The organism is Moorena sp. SIO3I8, assembly GCF_010692325.1.
Lineage (GTDB): Bacteria > Cyanobacteriota > Cyanobacteriia > Cyanobacteriales > Coleofasciculaceae > Moorena.
Map to the genome: position 1 here is coordinate 1 of NZ_JAAHHW010000105.1, position 22,221 is coordinate 22,221.

Genomic DNA, 22,221 nt, shown 5'->3' on the forward strand with positions numbered 1-22,221 from the left:
TCTGAGCCTATGACGTTCGGGACTATGGAATGTCCGCAAGTGGTTACTATCAAGTGCGCTACTATCTGCTCTTCTCGATCCCCCCAGGAGAGTTTGTTGATAGTAACCTCACGGGAACGTTCTACATGGTTGCTGATAATCCTTTAGGACCATTTTCTGCTCCAAGGGCGCTCTGGGCTGATTCAGTGAAGCGGCTCTATTCCGGGAAACTGGTACAAGGTCCTGATCAGATCTGGTACTTTATGTCATGGCGTAATTTCGCTCTAGACGGGAGCTTTCTCGGCGATATCAGCGAACCTCTGCCGATCACAGTTGATGAGGAGGGCAATTTGATAGTGCTTGAACCAGCAATGGTTCATTAGACGTCTTCGGGAATTCAGCAATAGGCAATCGGAAACGAGGAAGAGGAATGATAGGGGTTCTCAGTTTGATGAGGTACATACTAAATTTATTCCCTCTCCTCTGTCGGTTCTCACTTCCATAGACGAAATGCTTAAGGGGGCACGGCCTGTGCCCCTAAAATTAATATGGTCAGTAACCAATTACCAATTACCGATTACCCATTACCCATTACCGATTACCAGAATGACTTTGCCTAACTGGATTACCTTTTCTCGCTTACTGGGGTTGCCCTTTATCCTATACTTCCTGAATCACCCAACTGACCAAAGCCGCTGGATCGGTTTCGGGATCTTTCTCCTTGCTGCTGGAACGGATTGGTTAGATGGTTATCTAGCTCGTAAACTGAACCAAATTACTGATTTAGGCAAATTCCTTGACCCATTAGTCGATAAATTTTTGGTACTCGCGCCCCTACTAGCATTAATTGAGCTAGGTCAGGTCCCCGCTTGGGGAGTCTGTTTGATTTTGGCACGGGAGTTAACGATCGCAGGTTGGCGAGTTAACCCCAAGTTATCCGGTAGCGCTAGCATACAGGGAGCCAATATCTGGGGTAAACTCAAAACCGTTAGTCAAATTAGTGCGATCGCACTTTTAATTGCACCAACTCCCGACACCTGGATCATCCCATCCCTAGTCCTTTTCTGGCTATCGGTGGTCCTAACCTTAATCTCTGGTTTAGTTTACCTGTTACCTGCTAATATCTGGTCATCAACGGCAAAATCCACGTCAGCTTGATCCCGACCTGAAGCGAGATAATCATTCTCGAAGGAATCCTTCAGTCCGGAAAGCAAATCATACTCCGGTTGCCAGTTAAGTTCCGTCTTAGCCTTATGGATATCAGCAAAAAAGTGCTGTAATCGAAATGGGAAAGCCTTGCGCTTACCAAAATCAAACTGCTTCGGGTCATAATGCACGAGCTTGACCTCATCAGCCGACTTACCACAGGCCATAGCACAGGTTCGTGCTAAACCATCAAAGGTGACATAGCGTTCCCCGGACACATTGTAAATTTTACCAATCGCTTCCTTATTCCCCAATACTGCTGCCATTGCCCTCGCCAAGTCCTGACAATGACCTAACTGAGTAATGTGCATGCCATTACCAGGGATGGGAATAGTGCGATCGCGAACAATCCGGTCAAAAAACCAAGCCTCCACATCATTATAATTTTGGGGACCATAGATATAAGTTGGACGAATCCCTGTAAACGGCACCCCAAGTTCTTGTAGGTAAGCCTCAGTATGATGTTTACCCTTGTGGCGAGAATTGGGATCAACTGGATCTCCTTCGAGATGGGGTAACTGATCTGACTTCAAGTACACTCCAGCCGAACTCATATACACAAAATGCTGCACCTGGTCTTTAAAAATTTCCACTAACGGTTGAGTATCACTCAACTCCCGACCATTATTATCGAAAATTCCATCAAACTCTTGAGACGATAACATTTCCTTGAGCTGATTGGGATCCTTGCGATCGCCATGAATCTGTTGGACTCCTGGCAGTGGCGCTGGCTTATTACCCCGATTGAACAGCACCACTTCATGACCCATCTCCACCAAAACCTTGGTTAAATAAACCCCAACAAACCGGGTACCACCCATGATTAAAATTCGCATGGTCACTAATTACTAAAAACTTTGATTCACTGATTTATTAATTACCTCTGGGCGGACTTTGTGCCTTCGTGGTTCTAAACCAAACCACCCATAGCATGGTCAGGACTTGGGCACTTACTCTACTAGTAGGGGCACCCTACTACCTAAGGGGGTTTGGTGCCCAGTTTTGGGTAAGTCCTGATACCTTAAAGTCGCAACTGAGTCACAGCAATATTACCCGAAAAACACACATCTACATCAGTACCAGGAGCGCGATCGCGTTTGTCATACTCCCCCTCATAATAGTAGTGATCCCCCTCCACACGATACTTTGTCGGTAACGGTTGAGTACTCGGTTCACAAAATACCACCTCTGGCTCAGGTGACCCCGGTTCCAAGTGAGGTAAATTCACATTCCAGTAAGTACCAGCAGCAATCGGACGATTCAACAAATCCGCCAACACCCTAGCTGTCCAACGACTCGCCACCTCCCAATTAATAACCCAAGGTTTTTTAATCCAGTGGGAAATCGCAATACCTGGTATTCCCTGTATCGCCGCTTCCCTAACCGCCGCCACTGTACCAGAAATGTAGACATCAACCCCCAAGTTACCGCCAGCATTAATACCTGACAGAACCCACTTTACCTCTGGTATAATATGTGATATTGCAAGGCGAGTACAATCCGCTGGGGTACTAGAGACTGCATACTCATAGTCTGACCGACGTTGGACGTGAATCGGTTTATATGTAGTCACCTGATGGCCACAGCCTGAATGATGCTCCTTCGGAGCGATAATTACAAAATTACCGTTACCGTTGACCGCTTGCTCTAGTGCTTTAATTCCGGGAGCATCTATCCCATCGTCGTTCGTTAGGATTATAGTCATTAGTTTAGTCGTTAGTGGTTAATCATTAACAGCTGAGTATGGGAAACGATCTAATCCAAGCCAAACTATCAAGGAATATCGAAACCGTATTAGAAACTTAAAACCAATCATCTCAAATTGCTTGAGCATTTGCACCCTTATACTTCCTTTGGGTATAAACTTAGCTTTTGGTTTAGCTATTGAACTTAAGCTCTGATCTCCGTACAGAAGAGCGAGCTAATAGCTGTTTACCCAGGAAAGTAGCCCGTAAGCTGACCGCTCAATGGGTATAGCTGCCCATGATCAGCCATCTGACAACCTCAGCTCAAAATCTTTCAAGCAACTGTTATGGCAAGTCAGGGATACATCTACAACTTTCAACCTATTGGCAAACCAGGATTATGACTCAAAATAGCAAAAATCAGCCATCTACCCACTCTCAGCCAACTGTTAATTTTACCGAAGAAGAGCTGCAAGATATCTTACGCTATGCTAACGAACACGGTATTAATCCTTTTAGACTAGTCAAAGCCATTGCCCAAAATCGGAAACAGAGAATTGCCCAAGCTCACAATAGGCAGATTCGAACCAGGGAAACTGTTTGTCAATAGAGCCGCAGTTATTAAACTCAAGGCGCTGACTTTATTCGCCGTCAGCTTCTTTAACAAGAAGTGGTGGAGGGCATTACCATGCTACTCTATCCATAGTTAGTAAGGGTAAGCCAAGACACAATTTTTTATCCTTATATCTTCTCTCAGAGAAGATATAAGGATATATTGAAAGAGTAATGGTAAGGTCGATACCATTATAAAAACAAAAACTAAGAAATAATTGACGACTATTAAATCCCTGAGAACTGGTGTTTGTAATTTAGATTATGATCTACAAGTTCAAAAAATCCGGTTAGTCAGGATTTTAAAATACAGTAAGTTACTCAAACCTTTGGCCATTTTAGTTAATTTTAAATTAAAACTACCCTTTATTTTAAATTTGAATTAACGGGTTAACATCCTTGAAAAAAAGGATTAAACGGCAAAAAGTACGTTAAAACCTGGATAGAAAAAAAAAGTAACCGTTATACCAGGGCTATTTCATTATGGTCTGAGATGGGCTGGTGCTAATAGAGATGCAATTCCAAATTGAACCTGGGGTTAAAACAACGGGAATAGCTAGTGTTAAATGTAGTCAATTTTTTTTGGTCGCAGAATTAACTGATAGAGGGTTTTACATTCGGGATGCTCTAACTAGCTTCTGGTAGTGAATAGGTTCATACTCTAGGAAAAAAAGACTCTCCTAGTACAATCAAAGCTACAATCAAAGATTTAAGTTCCCATCTAAAAGATTTAAGTTCCCATCTAATTTTCACGCATCAGTACCAACAAAGGGGTTCAGGCACTAAACTATTAAATTTAAATGGGCGACAGGTTAGTAGGGGAGGGTGGAATTAAATTATCTACGTAACTGGTGAACGATAACACTCAACAGTCCACAGCTGACAGTATTATCAGTCTTCACCTTTATTTACTTGTTGGTTCATTAGAGTTGGTTCATTAGAATGTGGTTAACCACTATCACTTCACTGCTAGGCTAGGAAGTGTCCAAGCAGTCCCAGATCGTCACTACTGCGTATCATTACCTTCAATCTCAGCTTAAAGAACCCTAATGCAGACTACAGCTTATAGTGAGCTTTTCCCACTATTTAATACAGCTAGCCCAGAAACCTTAGAATGGTTTGAATCCATTGCGGTGGAGCATGAGTACCCGACCGACCGAGCTATCATCATGGAGGATGCTTGGGGTAATGCTGTTTACTTTATTGTCTCCGGCTGGGTTAAAGTGCGACACTTACGCGGTGAAAACGATGTCACACTGGCAATTTTGGGTCGGGGTGACTTTTTTGGTGAAATGGCAATTCTTGATGAATCTCCCCGCTCCACCGATATCGTTGCCATGTCGAACGTGCGACTACTGACCATTTCTGCGCAACGCTTTATTCAAACTCTCTTTAAAGATCCCCAGTTGCACCATCGCATGTTACAACTGATGGTGCGGCGGTTACGTCAGAGCAATGTTCGGTTGCAAAATCGCTATCAGCCTCCAGCGGTTAATTTAGTCAATACTCTAGTTGGTCTGGCAGACAATTACGGTGAAATCACTGAAAAAGGCACAGAAATATATAACATTTCCTATCAAGACTTAGCTGATATCACAGATATCAGTGTGGAGGATACTACCAAAATTATGGAAAAGCTGGAGAGTAAGGGCTGGATTAAGACTGACCCGGAGCAGCAGACTATGCGCTTGATGAATATCAAGCCGCTAACTCAGCTTGTCAGACGAAGTAGCTCATGAGGCAAGATTAGCTCTAGGTGCTACCTGCGCCATCAGGGAGGCGTGGGCCTTGGTTAGGAGATTTGGCTGAATTTACCAATATCGAGCTTGATAGATTACTTAATATAAGCTAATATTTCTTCATAAAGTTAAATAAAACTTAAATTAATTAACCTATCTACACCTGTATGGTAGAGACTTACTCTCGGAGCATGTAGATAGATTACGTCTAGCTTCTTCCCAAAAGCTAAAAACTTTCTGTAAGATAGCAGAATCAGTTTTTATTTGTGATAGATACACCATCTTAAGTTTTGTTAGCTCTCAATCAAGCTAATTTAGAAGATTTTTGGAGGACTATAATATGCGGATAGCTCAAGTTTCCCCCTTATGGGAGAGAGTTCCCCCACCAGGGTATGGTGGGATAGAACTAGTTGTGAGCCACCTCACGGATGAATTAGTTCGTCGCGGTCACGATGTCACTCTATTTGCCTCTGGAGATTCGATCACTAAGGCAAAACTAGACTCTGTGGCTCCTCAGGCTTTGCGCCTTGACCCCTCCGTAGAGGTACCGCTAATTTACGAGCTACTGCAATTGACTCAAATTTGCGAGGTCGCTGATCAGTTTGACTTAATTCACCTTCACTTAGGACCAATAGCCTTTTTGGTTATGGAAAGGATTAAGACCCCTGTGGTTTTTACCATGCATGGTCGCTTTGGCCCTAATATTAGCAAGATTTATGAGCGATACCGCCACATACCCCATATTAGCATCAGTAATCATCAGCGGTCATCCGGACCGGATATGAATTACATTGCCACCGTTTACAATGGTGTTCAGATTGACGATTATCCGTTCAATCCTGAAGCAGCTGACCCCCCCTACTTGGCATTTTTGGGTCGTTTGTCACAAGAGAAAGGACCTCATCATGCGATCAGAATTGCCCGTGAAACTGGGTGGCGGTTGAAAATGGCAGGCAAGGTTGATACAGTTGACCGGAAGTTCTTCGAAGAAGAAGTTGCTCCTCAAATTGACGGTGAACAAATTCAATTCTTGGGTGAAGTGACTCATGAACAGAAGGTGGAATTAATATCCAAAGCCAGCTTGACCCTATTTCCGATTACCTGGCCTGAACCTTTTGGTTTGGTGATGATTGAGTCGATGTGTGTTGGGACTCCAGTGATTGCCACGAGATTTGGCTCTGTACCGGAGGTGGTGGCCGACAAGAAAACTGGGATAATCTGTGCCACTCCTGAGGATATGAACGCTGCCATTCCAGAGGCTCTTAAACTCTCTCGCGAAGAATGCCGTAAGTATGTCGAAGAGTTCTTCAGTGTTCCCAAGATGGTTGATGGCTATGAAGCGGCTTATCAGAAACTGCTAGAACAGCATAGCTGAGTGTGTGTATACAAGGACTTGCCAGTTGACACTCAGCACTCGCTACTCGGTACTTAGGACTGTAACAAAAAAAATATGGCTGGGTGAATTAGACTTCACCCAGCCAATTTAGTTCCAAATATTTAGTCTCAAATACCCTAACAAGGAATTAAACGATTCCCTGCCAATTGTTTGTGGAGGTTGCTCCAGTGTATGCCTTCGAGACTGGGTAACACCAGGTGGGCTGCTCCAACTCGTTCAACCGGACCAAGTCCCACAGCCCACATACCAGCAGCTAGAGCGGCTTCGACACCAGATCCGGCATCTTCTACTACTACACAATAAGCGGGTTCCAATCCCAACTGCTGTGCTGCGTGCAAGAAGAGATCTGGTGCTGGCTTAGAGCGGGTCACACTGTAGCCATCAGAAATGGAATCAATGCGATCGCTAATACCCAATCGTTCCATAACTTCCTTGGCATTTTTGCTACCGGAGCCAATGGCAACTTTTATACCAGCTTGCTTGAGTTCAGTCAATAAGTCTAGGGCTCCAGGTAGTAAGTCAGCCTTAGAGATGTTCTTGATCAATTCCAGATAGTACTTATTTTTGCGATCCATCATCTCTTGGAGTTGCTCTTCTGTGGCTGAGCGACCGTTCAAAAGTTCCATCAGGGACTCTCGACGTGAAAGACCCCGCAGTGCTTCGTTGGCCTCGCGATTAAAGGGAATACCCTCTTCATCAGCTAGTTTTTGCCAAGCTTGGTAATGATATTCTGCGGTATCAGTGATTACGCCATCTAAGTCAAAAATCACACCCTGGATTTGAGCTGGAGAGCCGGGGGGTCGAGAACTTGAGGAGATGGTAGTCCCAGATTGTGCTGTTTGAGTACTGGTTTCTGGATTGAGATCAAACTCGTACTTTTGTCCACGCCATTGCAGCTTAAACTTCAGACGTGTCCAGCCTGGTAGAAAGTGGGGAGTAGCAACCGGTCCGTTGTCTGTGAACTTGATCCCAGCACATCCAAAGATTATAGCTTGCCATAGACCACCACCGGAAGCAGCATGAATTCCTTCATGAGCGTTACGCCGCACATTTTCTAGGTCTACCATCGCTGCCCGCATAAAGTGTACATAAGCTTCCTCGGTCTTTCCTAATTCACAGGCGAGGATGGCGTGAACCGCAGGACCGAGGGACGAACCATAGGTGTGATCGGTGCGAGGAGAATAGTAGTCCCAACTTCGTTGCAAAATTTCCCGATATTTGTCTGGGTTAGAGGTTACGCCGTACTGCTCCCGCATCAGGTATAGCAACATCAAGACATCTGGCTGCTTGAGTACTTGCTTTTTAGTTGCTCCCTCAATGCCAAGGATAGCCTGCATGGAACGGGTACGTGGCTCGTAATCTTCCAGGTTGATGTCTTCAATTTGGAAGAACCCCTCACACTGTTCGATTAAGTTCCTTTCATGGTCATAGGGTATCCACATCCGACGGATAATTTCAGACCACAGACTAACTCGGCTTGGAGTTAGCTCCAGTGTTTCTTCCAGTTCTTTAGCTTTCTGTGGATGTTCCCGGCGTAACCAGTCTAGGACAAACTGAGCAGTCTCTAGGTGCCATTGAACCATGCGGTTGGTGAAGGCATTGTTGTCTACCCCTTCGTGGTATTCGTCCGGACCAATCACATCCCGGAGTTCATAGCGCTCCCGTTTACCATTCCACTCAACCCGAGTTCCCCAGAATACCGCTGTATCTAGGATAATTTCAGCACCGTAACGTACCACCCAGTCATCATCACCGGTAGCTTGCCAATATTTCCAGATACCATAGACTACATCAGTAGTGATGTGGAGTTCGCGATCGCCACACCAAATTCGGATTGGGTCTCCATCCTTCTCAGCGGAGAGAACCCAGCGAGGGGTTACTTCGTCACCGGTGTCAGCACTTTCCCAGGCGTAAACGGCTCCCGGATAGCCCTGAAGCTTAGCTTTACGCCTTGCCCCAGGTAAAGTATGGTAACGGTAGGTCAGCAAATTCCTGGCAATCTGGGGCTGAGTTAATATCATCAGGGGCAGCATAAAAATTTCTGTGTCCCAGAAAACGTGACCCCGATAGCCAAAACCAGAAAGGGTTTTAGCGGGAATATTCACCCGGTCATCATGACGGGGAGCACAAATGAACAGTTGGAACAAATTGTAGCGTATAGCAATCTGAGCGTTGAGGTCCCCTTCAATGACAACATCGCTATCTTGCCAAATCTTATCCCAAGCTGCCTCATGTCGAGAGAATAGGGTGAGATAATCCGGTTGGTTGACCAGGTGTTCCTGGGCTACCTTTTCTGGGGTTTCGGTGTCCCGGGATGTGAACACACTAATTACTTTATCCAGGGTAACCAGCTGTCCTGAGCGCACTTGTAAGGTAGTGGCTAAGGTGGGGTGACCTTCACAGCCCTTGAGCTGTATTTGGGCATCATCAACACCACTTACACTGACTCTCGAAGCCATACCCAGTTCGATCGCAGTATGACGGGTGCGAACGTGTAACCAGATACTTCCTTCGGATGTCTGGTTAGTTCCAGTTGAAATCTGACCCTGTTTCAACCATTCCCAGTGGAGCACCCCTTGGTTATCTGGGTAACCATTGATGCTGGCTTGAATTTCGATTGCCCCATCGAAATCCACCGGAGTGATTTGACAGCGAAGGGCTAATACATGGTCATCAGCCATACTGGCAAAACGCTCGATATGGATATCGATAGTCTTACCACCAGGAGTACGCCAACGCACATCACGAGTTAGCTTGCCTCGATGCAGGTCAAGTTGACGTTCGTAGTGCAAGATCTCGCCTTGATCAAGACGAAAGCGTTCACCTTCTACAACTATCACTATAGGTAGCCAATCAGGACAATTAGCCAGTTCAGTATAGACAACTGGCACATCGTCGTAGACACCATTAATCAATGTCATTGGCCATGCAGCGTGATACCCTTCCTCAAAGCTACCTCGGGTACTGAGGTAACCATTGCCAATGGTAAAAACGGTTTCCTTGTAGTGCAATTGAGTCGGATCAAACTTGGTCTCAGTTACTGTCCAGTCGCTGTAGATGTGGTTAGAGCTAGATGGGGACGATACTTTGGCATCCATAGTTAGTCGTTAGTGTTGCTGTGGTGGGTGGTTCCTTGAGTGAGGTCAAACGCTTCCCTTCGCTTGTGGGGTATAGGGTGTAGGGTTTAGGGAGTAGGAGAGAGGGGTGATGGGGGTGTGAACAGAAGATGGCACAACGCCACCCTTGAAACTCGGATCACTAACACCAGATTTTACCCATACCCCATACCCAACAATCTAAACCCCTGCTGTCAAGGGAAGGCTACTAGCAATTAATTGAAATAGTTATTGGCTCAGGCAGATTGCCCATAATTAGTGAATTCACTAATAATTTGCGATTTCCGCATTAACTGACCCATGAACAAATCTTTGGTTAGCTGTTGGTAGCCAACATCGGAGGATGAGTTTAGGTCAGTTAACGATATGAAGCTTAATAACTAGTAATTTCTATAACTAGTAATTTCTAGAATCAGCCTCCATCGTTCCATGAGTTTTCTACAACTCCGATTAGGAGTAACGTTTGTCGGACTTCGTTCCACTCCCGCGAACGGCAATGTTGTAAAGGCTTGTGGGGCTAGCAGCACATTTTTCCCTCACATTAACTACTAGGGACAGGGCTACGAGCTGGCGGTCATTCGTAGGTCTCGTAACCATTACAACCAGCGGACTAATGTCCATCGCGGTGCATCTTAGCTAGGAAATTCCCGATTAACCGGAAACTACCAGGGAATTAACTAAGAGTGAGTTCTTATTAGCTTAAAATCAGTAGAATTTGAATGCTTTTAAGCATTACTTTAGAAACAGTCAGCTCAACCATTCAGTTGTGATGCTTTCTGCTCCCCCTCCTCACTTTTTTATAGCCCATAATCTCTGATTAACGCGAGCTATGCTCGGCTAGTAACTTTGCCGCTCTGGGTTTGTAAATCAGATAGAACAAAGCTTCTAGGTAGCGCAGCAAAGCTTCTCGGCTTTCTTTAGAGGTTTCGCTCCAGAATCCGTAAATTTTTGCGAGTGAGAGCAGCTGCTTGGTATGCAACTGCCAATTGTATTTATCCCGAACTCGCTTAATACCTGCGTGAGAAATTTTCTGCCAGTAGTCAGGGGTGTGTTCGCACTTTGAAATAAATTGCTGAATTTTTTCGGCAGTCCCTTGCAAGTCTGTGGGGTTAATGAGAAACCCATTATCGCCGTTTTGAATAATCTCTGATGGTCCACCAAATTGAGTAGCAAATGTTGGTAAACCGGAGACCATGGCTTCTAAAACCGTGAGACCAAAGGCTTCAAAGCGAGCAGGATGGACTAAAATTCCCCCCAAATCAGCAATCACTCGGTAGGATTCGCCGATATCGGGGGTGGTCAGACGTAGTCCGATCCATCGAATTTTGCCGTGAAGATGGTATTGCTCAATTAGCTGGTTGAGCTTCTCGATTTCCCCTTTCTCTTCTGGATCAGTGGCGTCCTCAACCCTGACATGGCTAGTGATTAAAATTAGGTTGCACTGTTCCTGAAGTTCTTTTGAACTGGCAAAGCATTCCACTAAGCCACTCAGATTCTTGATTGAGTTTAGGGGCGCAATGCTGAGAATCGGGCGCTGGTTAGGACTGTTGAGATAGCCGATAATTTCGGGGTCTTCCTTGGTCAACAGCAAGTCTTTAACCCGTTCACTGTCGTCGGCAATCCGGTCTGATGTCTGAGTGTAGGGAAAGAAAATGTTTTCGTTGACCCCTGGTGGTACCACATTAAATTTGGGGCTGAATAACTCAATCCCATTCACCACATGATAAAGTTCAGGCATACTGAAAGACTTGTAAGACTCGTAGTAGCCTACACTGTTTGGTGTTCCCACAAGCTCCTCATAGGTACTGGTCAGAATGAAATCTGCTGAATTCATCGCAATTAAATCAGCGGTGAATTGTATGGAGAAGTTATATTGGGACTCAAAGTCTTTCCAGTAGAGGTCACTAAACAGATATTTAGGCTTTTCCATGGTGTGAGCAATACTGCCATGGATAGCGTTTAGGCGTCGAGCTAGCAGAAACGCAACTAAACTCCCATCGGAATAGTTTCCGATAATTAAGTCTGGACGACCCTGGAATTCTTCTAGCAGGGCTTTTTCTGAATCTAAGGCAAAGGATTCGAGATAGGGCCAGATCTCAAATTTGGAAATCCAGTTGTCGGTGACGTTTGGGTTAAATTCCTCGAAAGGAACCCGCAAAATCCAACCGTTGCTGGTGCCTTGGATTTTTTCTAGGCGTAGATTGCACTGGGTACCTTCACAGTTGGGAATTAGGCGAGTCAGAACGATCACCTTTGGTTCGACACCCAGAACGTCAAGACCTGAGAGTTTAATATTGTTTTGGATTGTTTGTTCCAGGCTACTGGCTTGGTCGATGACGTATGCCACTTGACCAGCGGTTTCGGGAAGACCCAAGACTCCTTCTTGGCCAACCCAGCCATGAACGGAAACCAGAACAACCCGAAATATCAGGGGAATACGAGAAATAAAGGCTTCGAGTACTGCATGATCAGGAGCGTCCATTAACCGCTCGAGGAGTTCTAGGGTTTCGCGCACCCGACCAGCAGTGTTACCCCAACCTGCTTCAAAACCGAGAACTTGAAGCTCGAAGCGAAACTTTTCATAGGGGGTGTGAGCTGGTAGCTCTCCCACTAATGTTAGTGCTTGCTTAACCTTTTCAAAGAGTTGGGTAGTTGAGTCAATCCGGTTATTGAGCAGTAATGGTGTGTGGTCGTAGTGGTGCGCTTGTAAGTTTTTCAACAGCTCCTCTAGCCACTGCTCAGAGTCAGCAAATAATTGGCTAGATAGGTAACGGTTAAGAAACTCCAGCCCATTGCCAATCTTTCTCGGGTCACGAATTGTAGGAGTATTTTTGTAAAACGGACCAACATCAATTTCTAGCAGACCCCCTTTTTCTGGGAAGTAGCGCTTAACCCAGCGATCGCGTAAGCTTAGTAACTCCTCCACTGGCATTGGTTCAAAACTGGTCAAATCCGCTGCCAGCCGATAGATTTCTTGAGAAGCAACCCTTGTCCGCAGGAGAAGCCAAAGGTTTTTCTCTTCCAGAATAATTTCGTGGGTATAGTTCAGTAGTTCGGCGATAGAGGAAGTTCTTTTAAAGTAAGCAGGCTTGTCATGAGTAGTGCAGTAATTATCAAACGCTTGCAGAATCTGATTCCTTAGAAAGTACTGCTCTTGTTCAGATCGCAGTTGGCTGATAAACTGACGCAAATCAGCTTTCTCGTTACTTTGGAGAACAGCTCGTAACAAACTAGACATAGTAACTTAGCGTGTCTTGTCCATGGTGGGTCTGTAACCTACTCCCGCTCTAGCCCTTGGCTAGCAGGGAGTAGGATTGTCGTCGGAGATTGGCTCACTCCTTGGGATCTTCTGGCAGTGGGGCAATCGCTTACCCCACTATCGTGATTTGAATTAGGGCGGGGTGTGCCAAGCTTTAAGTAAGCAACCGCCATATTTACATGATTCCCCTAGATCGACAAGGCAGTTGGAAAATACATGGAAACAATTAAGCTTTTAATTATGATTAAAATAATTTTGCTAGGTGTGCTTGACCCATGAAGAATTAAATTCGCCACAGGTTGCACCTGCCGATACCCCACCTACACTTAAACACCCTGAACAATAGGTTTCAACTCCCACGCACTAATGGTCAAGACAGCTTGCCGATCATCGGCACTCAGCAAGTATAAAGGAAGTGCGTGGGAGATCAGCGCTCAGTGGTAAGGGTCAATTCTATGAAAGCCTTACCTTTGTCAAATCGGACAAATTTATAGCGCTATGCTTTGTCTTTTCCCTTTGCTATTAACTGGATGAGCTTTCGATCACAACCGTGAGGTTACCGGAATTTTTGACCACTTTACAGGTGGTGGTTGTGTCAGCTCGTTCCAATTGCAAGTCTAGCACCGTTGAGCCAATCCGCAAGTTACGAACTAAGAGTTGATTGATAAAATTTGGTAAAGTTGGTTTGAAAATATGTAAATTGTTTCCTGAAGCATCCGGTCGCAAATTCACCATCATTTGCAGCAGTTGGAAAATACTGCCAGTTGCCCAGGCTTGGAGAGGACAGGCTCCTGGATACTTGACCGGAGAGCTGTTGGGAGTGCGCTGGTAACCAGAGAATAGTTCTGGAGGACGATAGTAGGGTTGCTCAACTGTCATGTCAATCATGCCTTTGGCAATTTCTAAGGCTTGATCGACTTGATTTAGCGATCGCAATCCTAACGCAATCAAGGAATTTTCGTGGGGCCAAACGGATCCGACGTGATAGCTGATCGGGTTGTAAGCAGCGGATTGATTACTGAGGGTACGAATCCCCCAACCATTGAACATATCTGGTGCTAACAGCCGCTTTGCTACACTAGCTGCTTTTTCTGGAGTAAAAATACCCAATGACAAGCAATGACCAGGATTGGAGGTTATGCTATCTACGAGTTTTCCTTCTCCATCTAGTGCTAAGGCACAGAAGTCTAGGTCGTCTAGCCAAAAATCCTGATTGAAGCGTTGCTTGAGTTCCTGGGCTTGGTTTTCCCAACGCTCGGCTAAATCAATTCGCCCCTTGATCCTGGCCAGATGGCTTAGCCTAACTTTAGCGCCATAGACATAAGCTTGGACTTCGCATAATGCGATCGCTCCCGTTGCTAGGGTACCATCACGAGTGACCATGGAATCACCGGAATCCTTCCAGCCTTGATTACGCAAACCCTTTTTGGACTGGCGCTGATAACAGAGATAGCCGTTTTGCTGAGATTGACGATCAATCCAATCCATGGCAGCCAAAGCATTGGGCCAGAGCAAGTCTCGGGTAGTTGTGTCATTGGTCCAAGCATAGTACTCGGCATAGAGCATCAGCCAGAGTGGGGTAGCATCAACTGTACCGTAGTAGGGAGTGTGAGGAATTTCCCGACAGCGAGCCAATTCCCCAACCCGTAGTTCATGCAAAATCTTACCCGGTTGCTCATCCCGCCATGGGTTATCCTCTTGGCCTTGGTAGTGGGCTAAAATTTCCAGAGTACCTTTAGCAATGGTAGGGTCAAGAATTAAGGTTTGTGAGGCAGCAATTAAGGAATCTCGTCCAAACAAGGTGGAAAACCGAGGTACTCCTGCGGAAAGAACTGTGCAGCCATTAATAGTCTGCCTTAGTAAAAAGATGTCTCGTATTGCCCGAGAAATCACTTGGTTAACGGTTTCATTATCTGAGCTAATGTGAGTTACCTGTTTATACCATTCCTGGTTTTGGAGTAAGTTAGCGGTCTTAGCTTGTTCAAGGGTGGCTGGAATTTTAGCTCTAGTGATTCGCGCTTTGTGGGTGACCAGTTCCAGTCGATAGCCTAAAGTTTCAGTAGCCCCAGGCTTGAGGCACAATTCCCAAACCGCTGTGTCTCCTTTGTAGGTGTCTGGGAGACGGTGCATAAAGTAGATCTGAGATTCAATCAGGGAGTTATCGAGTCCCTGGTAAGCTAGGTTAATGGTATTGGTGTTGAACTCAGTTAGGGTTAGCAGGGTATCTAAATCGATATCAGGCGGTAATGAACGCAGCAGAGTTCCCCGTTGCTGTCGCTGATGACCCCGAACTTCAAACCAGTCTTTAAAATCGGCATCGAAACTGAGGCTGACGGTGAAGCTAAGGGGTTGAGTGTCGTAATTGGTGATTACAATTTCTTCCCATAAGCCACCATGGAGGGCTAGCTGCCGCTGAATGCCTAGGGTTTTTGGGGGAAGATTAGGTGAGCGGGGATTACAACACATGACCGATAGGGCAAATCCTTCTTCAGCAGTGCTACTCAGGGGAATGGGGAGTTGCCCTTCTATTTGTAACTCTAAGCGAGAGAGAAAGCGGGTATCTTGACAAAATAACCCGGTTGTGCTATTAGTTTCGTTTTCTAAGTTCCCCGAAATATTCCCTAGGGTATCTGTGATTAAAAACAGGTCATCTACTTTGAGAGGAAGGGTTGGTAGAAGTCTTGAGGTGGTGGGCCATTCGGTCATCGACAACTGCTCGCTAGGAAGATATCGTCTACCATCTCGTTCGATAATCTGTAAATCCATAAAATCAGCGCTGGGGCTTTGGGTTTAACTAGTGGTGGGCGCTTGGGGGATGTCATCAGTCTCTCTCTACCGCTGTGGTAAGGGTCGGGAGACATGGACATGACCCAAGTTAATTATCAATTTTTTTTGACAGGTCGAGTCCTCAGAGGATTGCTACCCTAAGAGCTAAATGGTAATCCCTAACGTTGAGTAATGACTGAAGCAAGAACTATTTTTCGGAGCAGCGCAGCCACTAGTACCTTAGCTATTCACTACCATGTCGCTATGCCTCAGCCTCAATCCCATCTGTTTGAGGTAACGCTGCAAGTGGAAGGCTGGGAAGCCCCTTTGTTAGATTTAAAGATGCCAGTTTGGACTCCAGGCTCTTACTTAGTGCGGGAGTATGCTCGACATTTACAAGATTTCTCTGCGGATACGGGTAATCCTAGCCAGTCTTTACCGTGGCGGAAACTGGCCAAGAATCATTGGCTAGTGGAAACTGGTGATGGGTCGGCTATCACTGTGCGTTATCGTATCTTTGCTAATGAATTAACGGTACGGACTAATCACTTAGATGCTAGCCACGGTTATTTTAATGGTGCTGCTCTGTTCTTGTTCATCCCAGGATTTGAACAATACCCTTGCCAGGTTACTATCGCGCCACCTAATCCCGATTGGCGGGTGACCACACCCTTACCGCGAGTGTCAGGAAAATATAATACCTTCAACGCAACGGATTTTGATACCTTAGTCGATAGTCCGTTTGAAATTGGTGATCATAAGCTCTATGAGTTTGAGGTTTTGGGAAAACCCCATAAATTGGCAATTTGGGGAGAGGGGAATGCTGACCCAAAGCGGATTATTGAGGATACTACAAAGATTATCAAGGTAGAAGCTGAGCTGTTTGGGGGTTTACCTTATGATCACTATTTGTTCTTGCTGTATCTAACTGGTAGTGGCTTTGGGGGACTGGAACATAAGGATAGTTGTTCGTTAATTTACTCACGCTTTGGTTTTCGGGCAAAGGATAAGTACAATCGCTTCCTGCAACTGGTGGCTCATGAGTTCTTTCACTTGTGGAATGTTAAGCGGATTCGACCATTAGCCCTAGAAACCTTTGACTATGAACAGGAAAATTATACGACATCGTTGTGGTTTTGTGAAGGAACAACCAGTTACTATGACTTATTAATTCCCCAACGGGCTGGTATCTATGATGCTAAGACGTTGTTAGAAAATTTGAGTAAAGAAATTACCCGGTTTTTAACTACACCAGGACGTAAGGTGCAGCCCCTGAGTGAGTCGAGTTTTGATGCCTGGATTAAGCTTTATCGACGGGATGCGAATAGTGATAATAACCAAATTTCTTATTATTTGAAAGGGGAAATGGTGTCGTTATTGCTGGATTTGTTAATCCGGGAGCGCCATGGAAACCAGCGATCCTTTGATGATGTGATCAGGAAGATGTGGGAGCAGTTTGGTAAACAGGAAATTGGCTTTACTCCCCAACAACTAAAAGAGGTAATAGAATCGGTAGCAGAGCTAGATTTAAGTAATTTCTTCTCGAAGACTATTGAGGGTACTGGGGAATTGCCCTTCAATCAGTATCTCAAACCCTTTGGCTTACAAGTGGTGGCTGTGGATGAAGAATCTGTGCCTTACTTGGGGGTGAAGGTGAAGACCGAGAATGGTCAGGACTGGATCCAGTTTGTGGAGATGGATTCTCCTGCGGCAGTGGCAGGAGTGGATGCTGGTGATCAGTTACTGGCTATTGATGGGTTGCGAGTCAATGGGGAGCAATTATGCGATCGCTTAAAAGATTACGAAGCTGGTGATGTTATCGAGCTTAGTGTATTCCATCAGGATCAATTGGTCACTCTACCGATTACATTAGGGAAATCTCAACCCAGTCGTTACCAAGTGATGCCAGTGAAGAATCCTACCAATGTCCAGCAGCAGAATTTTTCTGGGTGGTTAGGGGCATCTTTAGCCAAGATGAGTTGAGGGTAATCGGTAATTGGTAACTGACCCAACTATTACTTGATTCCATTTTTTTGGGAAGCCAGAGGAGGCTTTGAGTGTATAGCAGTTCTCAACTTAGCCCCCTTTGGTTATGGGTCAAAACAGAAAAACGATCCACTCAACCTATGGGCTGTCGCTAATAAACTTCATCATGAGTGCCAATTGATTCTAAAAGAATTGCTTGTATTTTTTCATGTTTAACAAATTTAAAAATAATTCTTAAGTCATATCCAACACTACAAGCCCAAGAATCTTGAAGATTGCCTTTTAATTTATGGGTTCGTAATCGAGGATCAAATGGTTCTATACATAATAATTTTAGCGTGTTTTGAAGGTTTTGAGCGGTTTGGGGTTGTTTTTTGACAAGTTTTTTCGCCTCCCGAACAAAGGCACTGGAACGTAGTAATACAAACGTCACGAGAGAATTTCCTCCATCAGCTGTTCAGGAGTAACGGGTTGACATTTTCCTTCGGCAAACTCTTGTTGAGCTTCTTTAACATCTCTAATTCTCTCGGCTCTTCGCCGAGAGCGAAGACGATTTATTAAAATACTAATTAGATTTTCTTGATCCTCTAAGGGAAGTTCATCCGCTGCTTCTAATATTTCTGAAAAGGTAGTTTTTGTCATGATGCTTTTTATTTTAGGTAAACTTAGTTTTCTTCATTATAGCAATTATCTATCCCATGAGGGACAAAGGTATCCCCCGTTGGTCCCCCTTACAAAGGGGTACTTTGAGGTTGATAAGCGTACCTGGTAAATGCAATAAACGCTATATATATTTTATCCACCACGATTGACAGTTATAATTTAATCATTAATCATAATAGCAGCTTACCACTGCCAGCATGATTTTATCCTGATAAGGAGTGCGATTGTAATGCTTCAAGCTTTACCAACGTTTATAACTGTTGATCAGTTTATTACCCAGTATGGTGACAAAGAAGGCTATGAACTAATCGATGGGGAACTAATTGACATGGAACCTACGGGACCACATGAGGAAGTAGCAGGGTTTGTGGGACGGAAGTTAAATGTCGAAATTGACCGAGGATACCCAGATTATGTTATTCCCTACCGATGTCTGATCAAAATTTTAGGAACTCAAACAGCTTTTCGTCCTGATGTGATTGTATTAGATAGAACTCGGCTCGTAAATGAACCTTTATGGCAAAAAGAGCCTGTGATTACGTTGGGAACCTCAATCAAGCTTGTTGTTGAAGTTGTTAGCACCAATTGGCAGAACGATTATGCTCGTAAAGTTGAAGATTATGCCATACTAGGTGTTCCTGAATACTGGATTGTCGATTATCTGGGCATTGGTGGTAGAGATTATATTGGTAAACCTAAACAACCAACAATTACAATTTGCACTTTGGTAGATGATGAGTATAAAAAACAATTATTCCGAAATGATGATGGTCTTGTTTCCAAAGTCTTTCCGAATCTTAGTTTAACTGCTAACCATATTTTTTGCTCTAGTCTAATTTAGATATTATTGTTAGATATATAGCAATTATCGTAGTCATGATGGACAAATGTATCCCCCTAAATCCCCCTTAAAAAGGGGGACTTTGAGGTTGAAAAGTGTACCTCATAACTGCGAAAAATGCTATATAATGGTAAAACCAGTGTATAAATAGGAGACAACATGAGTAGTGTCATATCAAAGCATATTGAAATTACACCGGGGGTTTGTGGTGGCAAACCTCGCATTGCCGGTCATCGTATTCGGGTTGAGGATATTGTCATTTGGCACGAAAGAATAGGATTGTCGCCGGATGAAATTGTTTCACAATACCCAACCATTACCTTAGCAGATGTCTATGCTGCTTTAGCCTATTATCATGACCATTTTGAGGAAATCAGGCAACAGATTCGTGAGGATGAAGAATTTGCCCGTGATATGCAAGAAAAAACACCGTCTTTGGTTCAGCAAAAGTTAAAGCAGTAAGATGCCTCAGACAATTCGGTTTCACTTAGATGAGAATGTCAACAAGGCCATCGCTGACGGGTTAAGGCGGAGAAAGATTGACGTTACGACCACTAGCGATGCAGGATTAATTTCCTCTTCGGATGAGGAGCAATTAAGATTTGCTTACAGCCAGGGGCGAGTGATGTTTACTCAGGATAGTGATTTTTTGAAATTACACAATTCTGGCTTTGAACATTGCGGAGTTGTTTATTGTGTGAAGGGACGTCGCTCCATCGGTGAAATTTTGCAGGGATTAATTTTGATTTGGGAGGTGCTTGAGGCTGAAGAAATCGCAGGAAAGGTGGAGTTTTTATAAGCGATGCAGTGGCCTCACGGGGGTTCCCCCCACTCGCGCTTTGCATGGCTGACATGGATTAGTGATCTCAAAAGCCTCGTTCACGCACCCTACAAGATTGCGATCGCACTGCATCGCTAAATAAATGGTATAAGCCCCCCGCTGTTTTGGGGGGTATGGGGGGAGGGAAAGGGAAAAGCGATCGCAAAGCAAACCCTCAATCAACAAAAACCAATCGCCTCAAAACTCTCATCACCTCACCAGGATTACCAGTTGGCACCGGCTGAGTCCACTCCGTTACCTCAGCAAATCCTCTGATATATAGGGCGTGAATTATTTTTTTTACCCCTTTGAGTGAACCAATCACTATAACTTTGACATATTCTCTGCCAGAAACTGGCTCCCTAGAGGCTTGAAGCTTAATCGATGCTGAGGTGTCTTGGCTAGAATGACCTAGAAAACTCTTGAGCATTTGGCTTGTCCCAAATTTTAGTTAACAAATATATTCGCAGATCTGCGAATATTAAAAGGCTATCGGATATTCGCAGATCTGTAAAGATTTACTAGCTCATGATCTTTTGACACGATCGAGGTCATGGGAAAAGTAGGAAAAGCGCTCAAACAAACCTTAGCAACCCACGGCATCAGCCAAAACAAATTGGCCGTAACACTGGGAGTTAGACCATCGGTGGTATTTCGCTGGTTTCATGAGCAAACTGATCCTAGCGGGGAAACCATTGCGGATATTGCTAAAGCACTCCAGAGTATCAATCCCTCCGCTGCTGCTGAATTCGTCAAGCTTTACCTGGGGGAATTCATAGAAGACCAAATCGAAAACCAAGACGAAGAGGAATCCTAGACTGGCTTTGGGTAGAATAATTCTTGTTGTTTGTTAATTCTCAATTAACAACGCCTCGATTCAACTCTGGCTTCAACCAACAAGCCACTTCATGGTCAACACTTACTAATTCCAAGGTGGGATCGTTCTGCCAACATTTATCAATCACGAAAGGACAACGAGCAGCAAAGGGACAACCTTGGGGATAATTGGTTAAATCTGGTGGTAACCCTTCAATGGTCTGCAAACGCTCTTGGCGCTGTTCATCCAGACGGGGAATACTATCGAGTAAACCAATAGTATAGGGATGGCGAGGATTTTTATAGATTTCCATCACTGATGCTTGTTCTACTACTTGACCGGCATACATCACTAAAATCCGATCCGCTAATCCCGCCAATAGCGCCAAATCATGGGTAATCCAAATCACGGCCATGCCAATTTCTTGGCGCAGTTTCTTGACTAATTCTACAATTTGGGCTTGGATGGTCACATCCAAAGCAGTGGTAGGTTCATCCGCAATCAGCAACTGGGGATTACAGGCTAATCCCATGGCAATCATGACTCGCTGGCGCATCCCTCCAGAAAATTGGTGGGGATAGTTACTAATCCGTTCCGCTGCACCAGGAATTCCGACTAATTCTAAGAGTTCAATCGCCCTAGATCGTCCTTGCTTTTGGGTCATCCCTTGGTGTAACCGTAGGGCTTCTGTAATTTGCCTTTCTACCTTTAGTACTGGGTTAAGGGAAGTCATGGGGTCTTGAAAAATCATCGCGATACGGTTACCCCGGATTTTCCGCATTTCCCCCTCACTAAGCTTTTGGAGGTCACGCCCTTCAAAAATGACTTCACCATTGGTAATCTTTCCAGGAGGTGAGGGGATTAGTCCCATAATCGACAGGGCGGTGATACTTTTACCAGAACCGGATTCACCAACAATCCCTAGGGTTTCCCCTTGATTGACCTGGAAGGAAATACCATTGACAGCATGGACAGTACCAGCTGGGGTGAAAAAGCGTGTTTCTAGATTACGAAGGTCTAGGATTGGTGACAAGGGAAGAATTGAGAATTTAAGTATAGTTTATAGGATATAGCAAAGGGAGTAGGGAGTAGGGAGCAGGGAGCAGGGAGCAGGGAGTAGGGAATAGGGAGTAGGGAGTAGGGCGTGTTTTCTTGCCTCGGAGATCCCCCATTATCCCCCTTAAAAAAGGGGGACTTTGAGTATGGCTCCCCCCTTTTTTAAGCTATCCATTAGGCAAAAGTAGTCGAAACGGTGATAGAGACTAGGATTTAGGCAAGGATTGGGAGAGGAGTGGTGAGAGCCATTATTAGACGAATAGGGGTTTCCCAAGACTGC

The 22,221-nt window shown here is 44.8% G+C and carries 21 protein-coding genes; 10 read left to right on the top strand and 11 right to left on the bottom strand.

Going from position 1 to position 22,221, the window contains the following annotated elements; translation table 11 throughout:
- Window positions 1-53 precede the first annotated feature (53 nt).
- Together F6K51_RS27880 and pgsA are read left to right on the top strand one after the other, a co-directional pair.
- Window positions 54-362 (top strand): hypothetical protein, encoded by a 309-nt coding sequence (locus tag F6K51_RS27880; RefSeq protein WP_293026243.1) that lies wholly within the window; start codon window positions 54-56, stop codon window positions 360-362.
- Window positions 363-585: 223 nt separating this feature from the next.
- Entirely contained in the window at window positions 586-1,137 is a 552-nt protein-coding gene (gene pgsA / locus F6K51_RS27885) for a CDP-diacylglycerol--glycerol-3-phosphate 3-phosphatidyltransferase (protein WP_293026278.1), read from the top strand.
- Here pgsA and F6K51_RS27890 read toward each other — a convergent pair.
- Both F6K51_RS27890 and surE read right to left on the bottom strand, forming a co-directional pair.
- Window positions 1,083-2,021, bottom strand: coding sequence for an NAD-dependent epimerase/dehydratase family protein (locus tag F6K51_RS27890; RefSeq protein ID WP_293026245.1), 939 nt, complete (start codon window positions 2,019-2,021; stop codon window positions 1,083-1,085). The genes pgsA and F6K51_RS27890 overlap by 55 nt on opposite strands.
- Window positions 2,022-2,206: 185 nt before the next feature.
- The gene (surE, locus tag F6K51_RS27895) at window positions 2,207-2,890 is read right to left on the bottom strand and encodes a 5'/3'-nucleotidase SurE (protein WP_075902245.1); all 684 of its coding nucleotides are present in this window, start codon (window positions 2,888-2,890) and stop codon (window positions 2,207-2,209) included.
- A 380-nt stretch (window positions 2,891-3,270) separates the two neighbouring features.
- On the opposite strand from surE, the gene F6K51_RS27900 reads away from it, so the two are divergent.
- From F6K51_RS27900 to F6K51_RS27910, 3 genes are all read left to right on the top strand, one after another.
- On the top strand, window positions 3,271-3,480 hold the full coding sequence (locus F6K51_RS27900; RefSeq protein WP_293026248.1) for a hypothetical protein: 210 nt from the start codon (window positions 3,271-3,273) through the stop codon (window positions 3,478-3,480).
- A gap of 1,051 nt (window positions 3,481-4,531) precedes the next feature.
- Window positions 4,532-5,221: a Crp/Fnr family transcriptional regulator gene (locus tag F6K51_RS27905; RefSeq protein ID WP_293026250.1), complete on the top strand. Its 690-nt coding sequence runs from the start codon at window positions 4,532-4,534 to the stop codon at window positions 5,219-5,221.
- Window positions 5,222-5,561: 340 nt separating this feature from the next.
- A complete protein-coding gene (locus F6K51_RS27910; protein WP_293026252.1) occupies window positions 5,562-6,596 on the top strand; it encodes a glycosyltransferase family 4 protein in 1,035 nt (344 codons plus the stop codon).
- A gap of 137 nt (window positions 6,597-6,733) precedes the next feature.
- On the opposite strand, the gene pgmB is transcribed toward F6K51_RS27910, so the two are convergent.
- The 4 genes from pgmB to F6K51_RS27930 form a co-directional block, all read right to left on the bottom strand.
- Entirely contained in the window at window positions 6,734-9,715 is a 2,982-nt protein-coding gene (pgmB, locus tag F6K51_RS27915; RefSeq protein WP_293026254.1) for a beta-phosphoglucomutase, read from the bottom strand.
- An 835-nt stretch (window positions 9,716-10,550) separates the two neighbouring features.
- On the bottom strand, window positions 10,551-12,971 hold the full coding sequence (locus tag F6K51_RS27920) for a sucrose synthase (protein WP_293026255.1): 2,421 nt from the start codon (window positions 12,969-12,971) through the stop codon (window positions 10,551-10,553).
- Between the two features lie 38 nt (window positions 12,972-13,009).
- A complete protein-coding gene (locus tag F6K51_RS27925) occupies window positions 13,010-13,165 on the bottom strand; it encodes a hypothetical protein (protein ID WP_293026257.1) in 156 nt (51 codons plus the stop codon).
- A 349-nt stretch (window positions 13,166-13,514) separates the two neighbouring features.
- The gene (locus F6K51_RS27930; protein ID WP_293026259.1) at window positions 13,515-15,758 is read right to left on the bottom strand and encodes an amylo-alpha-1,6-glucosidase; all 2,244 of its coding nucleotides are present in this window, start codon (window positions 15,756-15,758) and stop codon (window positions 13,515-13,517) included.
- Between the two features lie 192 nt (window positions 15,759-15,950).
- On the opposite strand from F6K51_RS27930, the gene F6K51_RS27935 reads away from it, so the two are divergent.
- On the top strand, window positions 15,951-17,741 hold the full coding sequence (locus F6K51_RS27935) for a M61 family metallopeptidase (RefSeq protein WP_293026261.1): 1,791 nt from the start codon (window positions 15,951-15,953) through the stop codon (window positions 17,739-17,741).
- Between the two features lie 154 nt (window positions 17,742-17,895).
- On the opposite strand, the gene F6K51_RS27940 is transcribed toward F6K51_RS27935, so the two are convergent.
- Together F6K51_RS27940 and F6K51_RS27945 are read right to left on the bottom strand one after the other, a co-directional pair.
- A complete protein-coding gene (locus tag F6K51_RS27940) occupies window positions 17,896-18,177 on the bottom strand; it encodes a type II toxin-antitoxin system mRNA interferase toxin, RelE/StbE family (protein ID WP_293026263.1) in 282 nt (93 codons plus the stop codon).
- Window positions 18,174-18,386, bottom strand: coding sequence for a hypothetical protein (locus F6K51_RS27945; protein ID WP_293026265.1), 213 nt, complete (start codon window positions 18,384-18,386; stop codon window positions 18,174-18,176). Before F6K51_RS27945 ends, F6K51_RS27940 begins: the two co-directional genes overlap by 4 nt.
- 250 nt (window positions 18,387-18,636) lie before the next feature.
- Here F6K51_RS27945 and F6K51_RS27950 point away from each other — a divergent pair, with 250 nt between their 5' ends.
- The 3 genes from F6K51_RS27950 (at window position 18,637) to F6K51_RS27960 (ending at window position 20,047) form a co-directional block, all read left to right on the top strand.
- Window positions 18,637-19,248 carry a Uma2 family endonuclease gene (locus F6K51_RS27950; RefSeq protein WP_293026267.1) on the top strand — a complete coding sequence of 204 codons (612 nt, stop codon included), beginning with the start codon at window positions 18,637-18,639 and terminating at the stop codon, window positions 19,246-19,248.
- Window positions 19,249-19,407: 159 nt separating this feature from the next.
- Window positions 19,408-19,710 (top strand): DUF433 domain-containing protein, encoded by a 303-nt coding sequence (locus F6K51_RS27955; protein WP_008185608.1) that lies wholly within the window; start codon window positions 19,408-19,410, stop codon window positions 19,708-19,710.
- Window position 19,711: 1 nt separating this feature from the next.
- A complete protein-coding gene (locus F6K51_RS27960) occupies window positions 19,712-20,047 on the top strand; it encodes a DUF5615 family PIN-like protein (protein ID WP_293026270.1) in 336 nt (111 codons plus the stop codon).
- Window positions 20,048-20,243: 196 nt separating this feature from the next.
- On the opposite strand, the gene F6K51_RS27965 is transcribed toward F6K51_RS27960, so the two are convergent.
- Complete coding sequence (locus tag F6K51_RS27965) at window positions 20,244-20,498, bottom strand: hypothetical protein (protein WP_293026272.1); 255 nt, start codon at window positions 20,496-20,498, stop codon at window positions 20,244-20,246.
- Window positions 20,499-20,621: 123 nt separating this feature from the next.
- On the opposite strand from F6K51_RS27965, the gene F6K51_RS27970 reads away from it, so the two are divergent.
- The gene (locus tag F6K51_RS27970; RefSeq protein ID WP_075902219.1) at window positions 20,622-20,885 is read left to right on the top strand and encodes a helix-turn-helix transcriptional regulator; all 264 of its coding nucleotides are present in this window, start codon (window positions 20,622-20,624) and stop codon (window positions 20,883-20,885) included.
- Between the two features lie 40 nt (window positions 20,886-20,925).
- Here the strand turns inward: F6K51_RS27970 and F6K51_RS27975 are convergent, their stop codons facing one another.
- Together F6K51_RS27975 and F6K51_RS27980 are read right to left on the bottom strand one after the other, a co-directional pair.
- Window positions 20,926-21,918, bottom strand: coding sequence for an ABC transporter ATP-binding protein (locus F6K51_RS27975; protein ID WP_293026274.1), 993 nt, complete (start codon window positions 21,916-21,918; stop codon window positions 20,926-20,928).
- 16 nt (window positions 21,919-21,934) lie between these two features.
- Entirely contained in the window at window positions 21,935-22,057 is a 123-nt protein-coding gene (locus F6K51_RS27980) for a hypothetical protein (RefSeq protein ID WP_293026276.1), read from the bottom strand.
- Window positions 22,058-22,221 lie beyond the last annotated feature (164 nt).

Excerpts from the sequence above, each read along its gene's own strand:
- F6K51_RS27910 (WP_293026252.1), top strand. The coding sequence starts at position 5,562 with ATGCGGATAGCTCAAGTTTCCCCCTTATGGGAGAGAGTTCCCCCACCA.
- F6K51_RS27980 (WP_293026276.1), bottom strand. The coding sequence starts at position 22,057 with ATGGGGGATCTCCGAGGCAAGAAAACACGCCCTACTCCCTACTCCCTA.
- F6K51_RS27930 (WP_293026259.1), bottom strand. The coding sequence starts at position 15,758 with ATGGATTTACAGATTATCGAACGAGATGGTAGACGATATCTTCCTAGC.
- F6K51_RS27920 (WP_293026255.1), bottom strand. The coding sequence starts at position 12,971 with ATGTCTAGTTTGTTACGAGCTGTTCTCCAAAGTAACGAGAAAGCTGAT.
- F6K51_RS27955 (WP_008185608.1), top strand. The coding sequence starts at position 19,408 with ATGAGTAGTGTCATATCAAAGCATATTGAAATTACACCGGGGGTTTGT.
- F6K51_RS27950 (WP_293026267.1), top strand. The coding sequence starts at position 18,637 with ATGCTTCAAGCTTTACCAACGTTTATAACTGTTGATCAGTTTATTACC.
- F6K51_RS27900 (WP_293026248.1), top strand. The coding sequence starts at position 3,271 with ATGACTCAAAATAGCAAAAATCAGCCATCTACCCACTCTCAGCCAACT.
- F6K51_RS27970 (WP_075902219.1), top strand. The coding sequence starts at position 20,622 with ATGGGAAAAGTAGGAAAAGCGCTCAAACAAACCTTAGCAACCCACGGC.
- F6K51_RS27925 (WP_293026257.1), bottom strand. The coding sequence starts at position 13,165 with ATGGCGGTTGCTTACTTAAAGCTTGGCACACCCCGCCCTAATTCAAAT.
- F6K51_RS27905 (WP_293026250.1), top strand. The coding sequence starts at position 4,532 with ATGCAGACTACAGCTTATAGTGAGCTTTTCCCACTATTTAATACAGCT.
- F6K51_RS27965 (WP_293026272.1), bottom strand. The coding sequence starts at position 20,498 with ATGCTCAAGAGTTTTCTAGGTCATTCTAGCCAAGACACCTCAGCATCG.
- F6K51_RS27890 (WP_293026245.1), bottom strand. The coding sequence starts at position 2,021 with ATGCGAATTTTAATCATGGGTGGTACCCGGTTTGTTGGGGTTTATTTA.
- pgmB (WP_293026254.1), bottom strand. The coding sequence starts at position 9,715 with ATGGATGCCAAAGTATCGTCCCCATCTAGCTCTAACCACATCTACAGC.
- F6K51_RS27960 (WP_293026270.1), top strand. The coding sequence starts at position 19,712 with ATGCCTCAGACAATTCGGTTTCACTTAGATGAGAATGTCAACAAGGCC.
- F6K51_RS27935 (WP_293026261.1), top strand. The coding sequence starts at position 15,951 with ATGACTGAAGCAAGAACTATTTTTCGGAGCAGCGCAGCCACTAGTACC.
- F6K51_RS27945 (WP_293026265.1), bottom strand. The coding sequence starts at position 18,386 with ATGACAAAAACTACCTTTTCAGAAATATTAGAAGCAGCGGATGAACTT.
- surE (WP_075902245.1), bottom strand. The coding sequence starts at position 2,890 with ATGACTATAATCCTAACGAACGACGATGGGATAGATGCTCCCGGAATT.
- pgsA (WP_293026278.1), top strand. The coding sequence starts at position 586 with ATGACTTTGCCTAACTGGATTACCTTTTCTCGCTTACTGGGGTTGCCC.